The sequence below is a fragment of the Oscillochloris sp. ZM17-4 genome (assembly GCF_019599295.1).
In the GTDB taxonomy this organism is placed as follows: domain Bacteria; phylum Chloroflexota; class Chloroflexia; order Chloroflexales; family Chloroflexaceae; genus Oscillochloris.
On the sequence record NZ_JAIEWN010000010.1, the window covers coordinates 32840 to 45199 of the forward strand.

Annotated in this window: 10 protein-coding genes and 1 pseudogene; 5 read left to right on the forward strand and 6 right to left on the reverse strand. The window is 70.7% G+C overall.

All coding sequences use genetic code 11. The features are described 5' to 3' along the window. Positions 1 to 2224, forward strand: a 2224-nt coding sequence (locus tag K2Z83_RS09995; RefSeq protein ID WP_220595037.1) for a LuxR C-terminal-related transcriptional regulator, incomplete at its 5' end; no start/stop codon positions are given. Positions 2225 to 2544: 320 nt separating this feature from the next. Next, a complete protein-coding gene (locus K2Z83_RS10000; protein ID WP_220595038.1) occupies positions 2545 to 3288 on the forward strand; it encodes a DUF4386 domain-containing protein in 744 nt (247 codons plus the stop codon). Positions 3289 to 3348: 60 nt separating this feature from the next. Here the strand turns inward: K2Z83_RS10000 and K2Z83_RS10005 are convergent, their stop codons facing one another. The 6 genes from K2Z83_RS10005 to K2Z83_RS29855 all read right to left on the reverse strand — a co-directional run bounded on the left by K2Z83_RS10005 (position 3349) and on the right by K2Z83_RS29855 (position 9261). Next, on the reverse strand, positions 3349 to 3810 hold the full coding sequence (locus K2Z83_RS10005) for a hypothetical protein (protein ID WP_220595039.1): 462 nt from the start codon (positions 3808 to 3810) through the stop codon (positions 3349 to 3351). Positions 3811 to 3893: 83 nt separating this feature from the next. Next, the gene (locus K2Z83_RS10010; protein ID WP_220595040.1) at positions 3894 to 5249 is read right to left on the reverse strand and encodes an ABC transporter permease; all 1356 of its coding nucleotides are present in this window, start codon (positions 5247 to 5249) and stop codon (positions 3894 to 3896) included. Next, the gene (locus tag K2Z83_RS10015) at positions 5246 to 6037 is read right to left on the reverse strand and encodes an ABC transporter ATP-binding protein (protein WP_220595129.1); all 792 of its coding nucleotides are present in this window, start codon (positions 6035 to 6037) and stop codon (positions 5246 to 5248) included. The genes K2Z83_RS10010 and K2Z83_RS10015 overlap by 4 nt, the downstream gene beginning before the upstream one ends. Before the next feature lie 5 nt (positions 6038 to 6042). Further along, on the reverse strand, positions 6043 to 7893 hold the full coding sequence (locus tag K2Z83_RS10020) for a biotin/lipoyl-binding protein (RefSeq protein ID WP_220595041.1): 1851 nt from the start codon (positions 7891 to 7893) through the stop codon (positions 6043 to 6045). Positions 7894 to 8058: 165 nt separating this feature from the next. Continuing rightward, positions 8059 to 8544 carry a nitroreductase family deazaflavin-dependent oxidoreductase gene (locus K2Z83_RS10025; protein ID WP_220595042.1) on the reverse strand — a complete coding sequence of 162 codons (486 nt, stop codon included), beginning with the start codon at positions 8542 to 8544 and terminating at the stop codon, positions 8059 to 8061. A gap of 90 nt (positions 8545 to 8634) precedes the next feature. Further along, positions 8635 to 9261, reverse strand: a complete 627-nt coding sequence (locus K2Z83_RS29855) for a LuxR C-terminal-related transcriptional regulator (RefSeq protein ID WP_220595043.1) — start codon at positions 9259 to 9261, stop codon at positions 8635 to 8637. A gap of 208 nt (positions 9262 to 9469) precedes the next feature. Between K2Z83_RS29855 and rpmG the strand changes: the two genes are divergently transcribed. From rpmG to K2Z83_RS10045, 3 genes and pseudogenes are all read left to right on the forward strand, one after another. Continuing rightward, positions 9470 to 9634 carry a 50S ribosomal protein L33 gene (rpmG, locus tag K2Z83_RS10035; protein WP_220595044.1) on the forward strand — a complete coding sequence of 55 codons (165 nt, stop codon included), beginning with the start codon at positions 9470 to 9472 and terminating at the stop codon, positions 9632 to 9634. Between the two features lie 1193 nt (positions 9635 to 10827). Beyond that, a pseudogene (locus K2Z83_RS10040) lies at positions 10828 to 11181 on the forward strand (o-succinylbenzoate--CoA ligase); the annotation flags it as partial. 40 nt (positions 11182 to 11221) lie between these two features. Further along, positions 11222 to 12346, forward strand: a complete 1125-nt coding sequence (locus K2Z83_RS10045) for a VIT1/CCC1 family protein (RefSeq protein WP_220595045.1) — start codon at positions 11222 to 11224, stop codon at positions 12344 to 12346. The last annotated feature ends 14 nt before the right edge of the window (positions 12347 to 12360 follow it).

The following is a 12360-nucleotide window of genomic DNA, read 5'->3' on the forward strand; positions in this document are numbered from 1 at the left end:
CAGCCGCGAGGACCCGCCGCTGCCGCTGGCCCGGCTGCGCGCCCGCGACCAGCTGAGCGAGCTGCGCCTCGCCGACCTGCGCTTCACCCGCTCGGAGGCCGCCGCCTTTTTTACCCACACCATGGGCCTGAGCCTGACGGCCGACGCGATCGCGGCGCTCGAAGCGCGCACCGAGGGCTGGGTCGCCGGCCTCCAGCTGGCGGCGCTCTCGCTCCAGCGCCAGAGCGATAGCGACAGCTTCATTGCGTCATTCACCGGCAGCCACCATCTCGTGCTCGACTACCTGGTCGAGGAGGTGCTGCACCAGCAGCCCGCGCCGCTCCAGCAATTCCTGCTGCGCACGTCGATCCTCGACCGCCTGTGCGGCCCGCTCTGTGACGCGGTGCTGGGCGACTCCGCCACCCCCGGGCAGGCGACGCTTGAGGCGCTCGAACGGGCCAACCTGTTCCTCATCCCGCTCGACAACGAGCGGCGCTGGTATCGCTACCACCACCTGTTTGCCGACATGCTGCGCCAGCGCGCCGGCGGCTCGGCTGGCGGCGACATCGCCGCGCTGCACCAGCGGGCCAGCGCCTGGTACGAGGCCCAGGGCTTTGAGCTTGACGCGATCCCGCACGCCGCCGCCGCAAATGACCCGGCCCGGCTCGCCCGCCTGGCCGAGCGGCTCTGGCAAGAGATGGACCGTAACTTCCAGATGGCCACCTGGATCGGCTGGGTGCGCCAGGTGCCGGACGCGATCATCCGCGCCCGGCCGGTGCTGAGCACCGAGTACGCCTGGGCGCTGATGGATCTGGGCGATATGGAGGCCTGCGATGCTCGCCTGCGCGATGCCGAGCGCTGCCTGGAGCTGACCGCCGCCGACAGCGCGCCGCCGGAGCCTGCCGACGCGATGCTGCCGAATCTGCCAGGGATGATCGCCTTTGCCCGCGCCTACATCGCCCAGTCACACGGCGATACGGCCGCCGCCGCGCGCTACGCCCAGCTTGCGATCAACCGCGCACCAGAATCAAACCCGGTGCTGCGCGCCCAGGCCACCGTGATACTGGGCACGACCGCCTGGGTGAACGGCGATCTGGATGCGGCCTTCCAGGCGTTTAGCGACTGGGTGCAGCATATGCGCCAGGCCGGCAACCTCGCGTTTGCGATGGCCGGGGTCTTCGGCCTGATCGAGATCCGGGCGACGCAGGGCCGGCTCCACGATGCGGCCCGGGCCTACCAGCAGGCGCTCAAGCTCGCCCCCGACGGGGCGTTGGACACGGCCTACCTGGATGTCAGCGTTGCGCTGCTGCGCCTGGAAATGGGCGAGCGTGAGGAGGCAGCCCGCTATCTGGAGCAGAGCGGGCAGCGGCTCGATCAGTCTCCCTTCATCGACCTGCCCTTCCGATGGCACCTGGCCCAGGCCCGGCTCAAGGAGGCCGAGGGGGACCATGAGGCCGCGCTCGACCTGATCGACGAGGCTGGCCGCCGCTATGTCCGCACGCCGGTGCCCGACGTTCGCCCGATCGACGCAATCGCGGCGCGGGCGCAGCTCAGGGCCGGGCGCCTGGACAACGCGCTAGACTGGGCGCGCGCGTCTGGCCTCGGCGCAGCGGACGATCTCAGCTACCTGCGTGAGTTCGCGCACCTGACCCTGGCCCGCGTGCGGATCGCCGAGTACGCTCACCGTCGCGCTGCGGACGCCCTGGATGATGCGCTGGCGCTGCTGGCGCGGCTGCTGGCCGCCGCCGAGGCCGGCGGTCGCAACGGCAGCGTCATCGAGATCCTGATCGTGCAGGCGCTCGCCCACGCGGCCCGAGGCGACGAGCGCCCGGCGCTGGCGCCGCTGCGGCGCGCGCTGGCCCTCGCCGCGCCGGAGGGCTACTGCCAGATCTTCCTCGACGAGGGGCCGCCGCTGGCCCGCCTGCTCGCCACGGCGCTCGCCGAGGGCAGCGAGCCAGCCTATGTGCGCCGCCTGCTGGCGGCCTTCGCGGCGGCCGCGCCCGTGCCGGAGGCTTCCGCGAGCGACCCTGACACCCCAGAGGTCGAGCCGCTCAGCGAGCGCGAGCGCGAGGTGCTGGGCCTGATCGCCGAGGGGCTGACGAACCAGGATGTCGCCGATCGGCTCTACCTCTCGCCGCACACGGTTAAGGTGCACACGCGCAACATCTACGCCAAGCTCGGCGTCGCGAGCCGCACCCAGGCAGTCGCCCGCGCCAGAGCGCTTGGGCTGCTGGCCCACGAATAACCCATCCCATAACCCATACGGGGTATGCCCCTTCCGGCCCCGACCGCTATGCTGACTTCAGAACAAAGTTGGTCAGTGAGAGCAACGTGCGTTCAAACCTGCGATGGCGTAGCGCAACTACAGTAAGGGAGGACGGCAAGATGGATGGCCTCTGGTCACCGCTTATGTGGGGCACACCTGTTGGATTGGGCATCTTCCTGTTCCTTGTGACAGTCGGGATGGGCGTGTTTTTCTGGGGCGTGAGTAAGATCTCTGGGAAGAAAGAGTAGCAGCAGCCATGAGGCGATCTGCAATTTTGGTATGACGAAAGGAACACAGACATGGGAATGCGCACAGCTGCGCTGAGGGATATGCCGCAGACCGACCGGGCCGCCGCCGGCGCGCCGCAGGGTGTGGCGCGCTTCGCCGGGTTTCTGTATCTTGTGATCGCCGTGGCCGCCGGCGTGGCCCACTTCTATGTGCCCAATCAGCTGATCGTGCCGGGCGACGCCGCCGCCACGGCGGGCAACATCGCCGCCTCCGGGCAGCTCTTCCGCATCGGCATCGCGAGCGAGTATGTGGTGCTGCTGAGCGAGGTGGTGCTCTCGCTGCTGCTCTACGTCCTGCTGCGGCCGGTGAGCAAGACCCTGGCCCTGGTCGCCGCAGCCTTCCGGCTGACGATGACCGCCATCCACGGGCTCAATCTGCTCAACTCGTTTATCGTGCTGCTGCTGCTGGGCGGCGGGGGCACGCTGAGCGCGTTCAGCGCCGACCAGCTGCACGCGCTGGCGATGCTCTTCCTCGAGGCCCACAGCGCCGGCTTCGCGATCGGGATCGTCTTCCTGATCCCGCATATGTTCGTGCTAGGCTACCTGATCTTCCGATCCGGCTACTTCCCCAAGTGGATCGGCATCCTGTTCCTGCTGGCCGGCTGCGGCTACCTGATCGACAGCGCGCTGCTGCTGTTTGTCCCCGGCTACGGCGAGACCCCGGCCATCATCGCGATGCTGATCGCCGCCGCCGAGATCATCTTCCCGCTCTGGCTGCTGGTGCGCGGCGTCGATGCCCGCCGCTGGGGGAATTAAAAACAAAAAGGGGCTGCGGCGGCTTCGCCGCCGCAGCCCCTTTTTGTTGAAGCCAGGCGTCTAAGGATTTGGTCGGTTGGCGCCCGGCGCACCCGGCGCGCCCGGCGCGCCGCCGAAGGCGCCGCCGGCCTGGATGGCCGATGCGGTGACGGTGTCGCCGCTGCGCTGGCCGATCGCCACCACACGCTCGCCGACCGTGAGGTCGGCGAGCGTGCCGTCGACCTGGTGGCGCACCACGCCGTCGGCGGCGAGGCTGACCTTCACCGTCGAGCCGTCGCTGAGCTTGAGGCTCACCGTGCCGCCGTCGATCGACTCGACGGTGCCGGAGACCCCCTGTCCGCGACCGCCGGGAGTCTGCGCCCCTGCGCCTCCCTGCCCGCCGCCGCGCTGGGCGAAGAACTCTTGCTGCGCCGACGACCGGCTATCCTGTCCCGCCACCACCCCCATCTGCCGCCCGCCGAAGAAGGCCGCCGCCCCGACGAGCAGCACGGCCACCACCCACAATATCCGCTCCTGGCTCATAGATTTATCCTTCTTTCGTTGGGGCGCAGGAGCACGATGGTGCGGCACGACGTGTCGCGCCGCACCATCGTGCTCCTGCGCCCTTACTCATACCTCAGGGCCGTGATCGGGTCGAGCCGGGCCGCGCTGCGGGCCGGGGCGATCCCAAAGAAGAGGCCGACGGCCAGGGCGAAGCCGAGGGCCAGCAGGGCCGCGTCGAGGCTGAGCTGCACCTGCATCACCCCGCTCGCGCCCACGGCCAGAGCGATGGCCGAGCCGAGGGCCAGGCCGAGCAGCCCGCCCACCCCGCTCAGGGCCAGCGACTCGAAGAGAAACTGGAGCATGATGTCGCCCTCGCGGGCGCCCAGCGCCTTGCGCAGCCCGATCTCGCGCGTGCGCTCGCGCACCGACACCAGCATGATGTTCATGATCCCGATCCCGCCCACCAGCAGCGAGATCGCCGCGATCGCCGCCAGGAACAGGGTCAGCATCTGGGTCGTCTGCGTCACCGTCGCCAGGATGGAGGCCTGGTTGATCACGCTGAAGGTGTCGCCGCTGCCGTCGAGCGGCAGATCCTTCTGGTTGCGCAGCGCGATCTCGACCTCGCTCAGGGCGGCGTCGATCTGGTCGGAGCTGGCCGCCTGGATGACGATCGTCGAGACGCTGAACGAGTTGCCGACGGCCGCCCGCGCCCCGAACAATTTGCGCAGGGCCGTGTTCAGCGGCACGATCACGCCGTCGTCGATCGAGCCGAAGCCGCCGCCGCCCGAGCTAGCCAGCACGCCCACCACCCGGAAGCTCTGGCCGTTCATGCGCACCTGCTGGCCCAGCGAGTCGCCGGCGGGGAAGAGGTTCGTCGCCACGTTCGCGCCCAGCACCACCACATTCGCCGAGGCCCGGTTATCCTCGTCGCTGAAGAACACGCCCTCGGCCAGGGTGTTGTTGTGCAGGCTGGGGTAGACCGCAGTCGCCCCGGTGACGCGGGCGTTCAGGTTCAGCGAGCCGGCCACCAGCTGGGCGTTGCCGCTGTACTCGGGCGAGACGAATGCCGCGTCGGGGACGCTCTGCGGGTTGGCCAGGGCCTCGGCGTCGGCCAGGGTGAGCGAGCTGCTCTCGCCCACGGCGCCGCGCACGCCGCCACTGCTGGGTGCGCCGGGGCGCACGGTGAGCAGGTTCGCCCCGTTGGCGGTGATCGAGGCGGTGATCGATGCCTGCGAGCCGCGGCCGATCGCCAGCAGGGCCACCACCGAGGCCACGCCGATCAGCACGCCGAGGGCCGTCAGCACAGTGCGCAGCGGGTTGGCGCGCAGGCTGGACAGCGACATGCCCAGCGTCTCGGGCCAGCCGATCCCGCCCTCCCAGAGATCTTCCTCCTCCTCGGCGGCGATATCGGGCGCGGCCGGAGCCTCGGTGGCGGGGGCCACCTCGGCCCGGCGCAGGGGCTGCTCGTGGGTGCTCATGCGCTCCTCCTCCAGTGGCGGGCCACCGGCAGCCGGCCCACCCGTCGCGCCCGCTCCACGGGCGAGGCCGGCAGGTGCGGCGCGTGGGGGTCCTGGGCCGCCCAGGCCTCGGCCGTCGGCACATCGCGCTGCAGCAGGCCGTCGCGGATCTCCAGCAGGCGGCGGGCGTAGCGGGCCACATCGGGCTCGTGGGTCACGAGCACCACGGTCATCCCGCTGCGGTTCAGGTCGGTCAGCAGGCCCATCAGCTCCTCGCTGGTGCGCGTGTCGAGCGCGCCGGTGGGCTCGTCGGCCAGCAGCAGGGCCGGCCGCGTCACCAGGGCGCGGGCGATCGCCACGCGCTGCTGCTGGCCGCCCGACAGCTCCTGGGGCTTGTGGTCCATGCGCTCGCCCAGTCCGACCCGCTCCAGGGACTCGGCGGCCCGCTCCAGGCGCTCGTCGGCGGGCAGGCCGCCCCGGTAGGCCAGCGGCAGCGCCACGTTCTCCAGGGCCGAGTTGCGGGCCAGCAGGTGGAACTGCTGGAAGACAAAGCCGATCTTACGGTTGCGCACCGCCGCCAGCAGCGGCTTCTCCAGCTGATCGATCTCCAGCCCGTCGAGGGTGTAGCTGCCCGAGGTCGGCGTGTCCAGGCAGCCGATCAGGTTCATCAGGGTGGACTTGCCCGAGCCCGACGGCCCCATGATCGCCACAAACTCGCCGCGCTGGATGTCGAAGGAGACGCCGCGCAGGGCGTGGACCTCAATATCGCCGGTCTGGTAGGTGCGGGTCAGGTCGCGCGCGCTGATCATGATGCTCATGGGAAGGGCACCCCGCGCGGCACGCCGCCGCCGAATCCGCCGGTGCCGCGCTGCTGGGTCGTGCCGCCGGTCGTCGTTGTGGCGGCGGAGATCACCAGCGTGTCGCCCGCCCGGAGGCACTGGCTGCCGGTGTCGACGCAGCTCAGGATCTCGGTCTGCCCGTTGGCGCTCAGTCCCGTCTCCACCCGCACCGGCACGCTGGGCTGGCCGGGGGCCTGCTGCACCTGCACCAGCGAGGTGCTGCCGCGGGTCTGGATGGCCCGGCTGGGCACCAGGATGGCGTCGCTGATCTGCTTGGTGACGATCGTGCCCGATGCGGTCATGCCCACCCGAATTGGCGCGGAGCCAGGGTCGAAGCTGACCCGCACCGGGTAGGTGACGACGTTCTGGGTCACGGTGGCCACCGGGGCGACCGTGTCGATCACGCCGTTGATGGCGACATCCGGCACGGCGTCGAAGGTCAGGGCCACGTCCATGCCCGGTTTCACCTGGCTCACATCGGACTCGCCGAGGCTGATGTCGATATACATCTTGCTGGCGTCGATCATGTCGATCGTGCCGGCCGTGGCGCTGTCGCCGGTCGAGATGCCCACGGCGGAGACGACCCCGTCGAAGGGCGCGGTGAGCACGGCGTTGGTCAGGTCGAGCTTGGCCGTCTCCAGCTGGACCTGGGCCTGGGCCAGGCCGGCCTCGGCGCTGGCCATATCGGCGTCGGAGGAGGGCGAGGTCAGCTTCTCCAGGTTAATCTTGGCCTGGTCGACGCTGGCCTGGGCGCTGATCAGGTCGGAGGCGGTGGCCGGGTTCAGCAGCTTGTCGAGGCTCGACTGGGCCGAGGCCACGCTGGCCTGGGCGCTGGTGAGGTCGGTGGCGGTCGGGCCGGCCAGCAGCGCGTCGAGCTGAACCTGCGCGTCCTTCAGGCTGGACTCGGCGTTAGCCACACCATTCACCTCATCCTGCTTCGCCTGCGCGAAGGAGGCCTGGGCCTGGGCCAGGCTCGCCTCGGCGTTCTGCACGGCGCGCAGAGCGGAGGCCTCCTGGTCCTTAGAGGACTGGGGCAGGTCGCCGGGCCGACTCTCGGCCTGGCGGTTGCTCCAGTAGATTGTGCTGTAGGCGTCCTGGGCGTCGCGCAGGCTGTTGGCGGCGCTGGTCAGCGCGCCCTCGGCCTTCGTCTTGGCCGCCGAGAGGCTCTCGCGCTGGCTGGAGAGCGTGATCTGGGCCTGCTGGACGCGGGTGCGCGCGGTGGAGAGTGTGTCGGCGGTGGGGCCGGCCTTCAGCTCGGCGAGCTTGGCCTGGGCGCTGGCCAGGTTGGCCCTGGCGCTGGCGATATCGCCGGCGGTGGCGTTGCCGGTGCGGGTCTTCTCATAGCCGGCCTGGGCGGAGGCCAGGCTGGCCTGGGCGCTCGCGATGTCCTGCGCGGTGGCCCCCTTACCCTGGGCGGCCGCCATCTTCGCCTCGGCCGACTTCAGGTTGGCCTCGGCCTGCTGCACCGCCAGCCTCAGGGTCGTATCATCGATGCGGGCCAGGGGCTGCCCGGCCGTCACCGTGTCGCCGATCGTGACCAGCACCTCCTGAACCGTGCCGGCCACACTGAAGCTCAGGCTGCGGCTCTGGATGGCCTGGGCCGGGCCGCTGCCGGTGACGCTCAGGGCGAGCGCGCCCTGCGTCACCGTGGCGGTGGAGGTGGTCGTCGCCGTGGCCGTCGACTGGCGCAGCTGCCAGAGCAGCAGCCCGACGACGATCAGCACCAGGGCCACGGGCAGCAGCAGCCAGGGCGAGAGGCGGCCCTTGCGCTTGCCGAGCCGGCGGCTGGGCGCCTTGCGCTCAGGGGCAGTTGAGGTGACACTCATCGAATCCGTGCTCCTTATACCATTTCAGATTGCAGATTTTGGATTGCAGATTGCCGGGTACTATTGCGCCAAATCTGCAATCTGCAATCTGCAATCTGCAATCTTGTTTAAGGATAGCGGACTGATATTCAGAAATTGTTCAGCCCAGTTGAGCGCGGGCTAAGCTCAGCCGCGCGGGCGCAGGGCGACGAGGGGGATGCTGCTTGCCAGGCTGCGGCAGCCATCCTCGGTTGGCGGCACGGCTTTGCCGCTCATCATCCTGCCCAGCGCGGCGAAGGTGCGCGGGTGGCGGCCGGCGTAGCTGAGCAGGCGCTCGGTGGCCTGATCGACGCTGAGGCGCTCGGCGCGGGCCGGGCGGCGGCGCGCCCCGCTGTAGAGGATCACGTCGGGTGTCTTGGCGATATTCTGCAGCCAGTCGGCCTTCTCGCCCCACCCCGAGGCAATGAAGAAGGCGTCATCGTCCGGGTCATAGTCGACGACCTCCAGGACGGTCGAGCGGGCCGCGCCGCTCTTGCGCCCACGGTGGACGATCATCACGAATCGGCCGCCGAACAGCCAGCCGAGGCCGGCGCGGTAGATCCAGATCGGGGCGCGCAGGAGGGCGCGCTTTACTCCCTTTGGGCTCGGCCCGCGCGTGGTTCCCTTAGACATGGTGGTGTGTTCCTCCGGTGGCTGTAGGGACGCAGCGCGCTGCGTCCCTACAGCGTCACGCTGCGTCTCGGGGCACGTCGCGACGCGCCCCTACAATCCGTGCTCAATGGCGAAGCGGGTGGCGGCGCTGCGCGAGCCGACGCCAAGCTTACCGTAGATCGAGGTCAGGTGCATGCTGACGATACACGGGCTGAGGACGAGCCGCTCGGCCACCTGGGCGTCGGTGAGTCCCTGGGCCACCAGGTGCAGCACCTCAGCCTCGCGGGCGGTCAGGCCGCCGGGGATGCTGGCGCGGCCGGGCGCGGCGCGCAGCTGATCGACATCAAGGCTCAGCGACTCCAACGCCTCCTGCTGGCCTGCGCCGCGCAGTGCCTCCGCCTGGCCGGCGAGCATGTCGAGGTAGAAGCGGGCGTGGGCCGCGCCGACACGCTCCAGATCTCCCGACTCGACCAGCTGCTCGTGGGCGAACTGGCGCAGCGGCTCGGGCAGCTCGTAGCGGGCGGCCAGCCCCGGCTCATCGCTCACCCGGCGCACCAGCGACTTATTGATCAGCGAGGCCAGGCGGGGCAGGCTAGCCCCGGCCACCTCGGCGGAGCCGACGCGGGTGAAGCTGCCGCAGAAGATCGCCATGTGGCGCAGCGCCTGCTGCTCGGCGGGGGCAGCAGCCGAGGAGGGCGCGCAGGCTGCGGGTGTACGTATGCGCGGCGGGGCGGCCACCGACGATGGCCTCCTGCATGGCGGGCTCCCCTTTGCTCTACGGGTAGCTTACGCCGCCATGATACCACATCACGTACGCCGCACCCGATCTCGCGCACTCGCCGGCCAGCTTGTAGGATCAGCCGGCCTATGCTACAATAGCCGCTAGTGCGCCTGCGGGCGCAATTTTGACGCGACACACCCACAGCAGACAGCGAGGATAGGGCATATGGCCAGCAAAAAGGGCAACCGCATCGTGATCAAGCTCAAGAGCTCCGAGAGCGGTCACACCTACACCACGATGAAGAACCGCCGCAACGATCCGAGCCGCCTTGAGCTGAAGAAGTACGACCCGATCGTACGCCGGCACGTCCCCTACCGCGAGACGAAGTAAGTTTTGGTCTGATAGCACAATGCGCCGTGGCTTCGCCACGGCGCATTGTGCTACCCTAGGGGGGCCTATGGCTCGGCTGCTCACCCTGCTCACAATAGCCTCCCTGGAGACGACCCTGGTCAGCCTGCCGATCCTGGCGCTGACCAGCTTCGATCTGCCCTGGCCCTTCCTGCTGCTGGTGGCCCTGCTCGGCCTCGCCGCCGACAATATCAGCCTGCGGCTGCCGCCGCGCATGGAGCGGCCGGCCCTGGCCGTGGGCGCCGCCCTGGCCGCCCTGCTGGTGCTGGCCCGCCAGTTCGGCGGGCCGCTCGCCGCCGTGGCGGCATTCCTCCCCGGCTCCGGCGGGATCGGCCTGGCCTACGCCCTCACCCTGATCGCGCTCTTCATCTACTGGCGCGGCACCCGCGTCGCCACGCGCGACAGCCTCAGCGTCAGCGGGATCTTCGGCCGCGGCGCCGTGGCCATCCTGGCCGCGCTGCTGCTCGGCCCCCTGCTCAGCCTCGGCGCGCCCCTCGGCAGCGCCCCCGTCCTCGCCCACATCGTCGGATTCATCAGCCTCGGGCTGCTCGCCCTGGCCCTCGCCCACGCCGAGGACGACCCCGGCAGCCGCGAGAAGCGCCTCGGCTGGCGCTGGCTGCTCACCCTGGCCGCCGCCATCGCCGCCGTCGTGCTGGCCGGGGTGCTGGCCGTGGCCATCCTCGGCGGCGGGACGGCCATCGAGGCCGCCCAGAACCTGCTGCGCCTGCTGATCCTGCCCTTCGCCATTATCGGCGGCGTCATCGCCTACCTGCTCGTGACCCTCATCGGCGAGCCGCTGTCGAACCTGGTGCGCGCGATCTTCGCCCGCCTGAGCCTGCTCCAGGATATCGTGCCCCAGCAGCCCGAGCAGATGACGAACGGGCGCAACGACCAGGGCATGTTCGAGACGGTCACCCGCCTGGCCAACGGGGCCACCTTCCTGATGGCCCTCATCCCCCTGGCGATCATCGTCGCCGCGATCCTGCTGCTGCGCAAGCGCACCCAGCGCGCGCGGGCCGAGGATGAGGAGCGCGAGTCGCTCGGCGTGGCCGCCAGCCTCGCCAGCGACCTGCGCGACCTGCTGGGCCGGCTGCGCAACCCCTTCGCCCGCCAGCTGGTGGGGCTCCAGGCCGCCCTGGCCGCCCTCGGCGGCGACGACCCGGCCACCAGGGTGCGGCGGCCTGGGCCACCGCGACGCCGAGGGCTACCTCTACGTGGCCGACCGGCGCAGCGACCTGATCATCTCTGGCGGCGAGAACATCTACCCCGCCGAGGTCGAGGCGGCCCTCTTATCTCACCCCGCCGTCGCCGAGGCCGGCGTGGTCGGCCTGCCCGACGAGCGCTGGGGCCAGGCCCCCGTGGCCGCCGTCGTCCTGCGCGGCCCCGCCGACCCGGACGAGATCCTGGCCTTTGTGCGCGGCCGCCTGGCCGCCTACAAGCTGCCCCGCCGCATCGTCATCCTGGCCGATCTGCCGCGCACCGCATCGGGCAAGCTCCAGCGCCGGCTGCTGCGCGAGCGCGTCGGCTGACCTGTATTTTCTCGCGTGCATTGACACCAAGGGAGAGCACATGAGCGAGGACACCGCCCGCTACCGGGCCAACTGGCAGGACGAGATCGACAGCGCGGCCCTGTACACGGCCCTGGCCGAGATCGAGCAGCAGCCGGCCCTGGCCGAGGTCTACCGGCGCATGGCCGAGGTCGAGGGGCGCCACGTCGCCTTCTGGGCCGAGAAGCTGGCGGCGGCCGGGCAGGCCACGCCAGCGCCCCGGCCCGGCTGGCGCACCCGCACCATGATCACCCTGGCCCGCCGCTTCGGGCCGCAGCTCATCCTGCCCACCGTCACCGCCCAGGAGCGCCAGGACAGCGGGGCCTACAGCCAGCAGGCCGAGTCGCGCGGCACCGGCATGTCCGGCCAGGAGCAGTCGCACGCCCGGCTGCTCCAGACGATCGTCGCGGGGCGATCGGGCGGCATGGAGGGCGGCGCCCTGGCCCAGCTGGAGGGGCGCCACCGCGCGGCCAGCGGCAACGCCCTGCGCGCCGCTGTGCTGGGGGCCAGCGACGGCCTGCTCTCGAACTTCAGCCTGGTGATGGGGGTGGCCGGCGCCGACACCCAGGGCCGGGCGGTGCTGGTGGCCGGCCTGGCCGGCCTGCTCGCCGGGGCCTTCTCGATGGCCCTCGGCGAGTGGATCTCCGTCACCAGCTCGCGCGAGCTCTACGAGCGCCAGATCGGCGTCGAGCGCGACGAGCTGGAGACGAACCCGGCCGAGGAGCAGGAGGAGCTCTCGCTGATCTACCAGGCCAAGGGCCTCAAGCCCGAGCAGGCCGACGAGCTGGCCGCCCGCCTGATCGCCGACCCGGCCAGCGCCCTCGACACCCTGGCCCGCGAGGAGCTCGGCGTCGACCCCGAGGAGCTCGGCGGCTCGGCGTGGGAGGCCGCCTTCACCTCCTTCCTGCTCTTCGCCGTGGGCGCGGTGCTGCCGGTGCTGCCCTTCCTGTTCCTGGGCGGCCTGACGGCGGTGCTGGTCAGCGTGGCCGTCAGCGCCCTGGGCCTCTTCGGCATCGGCGCGGCGATCACCCTGCTCACTGGGCGCAGCGTCTGGTACTCCGGCACGCGCCAGATGGTCGTCGGCCTGGCCGCCGCCGCGATCACCTTCGGCATCGGCCGCCTGATCGGCGTGTCCGTCGGCGGGTAGGGGCGTAGGGGCGC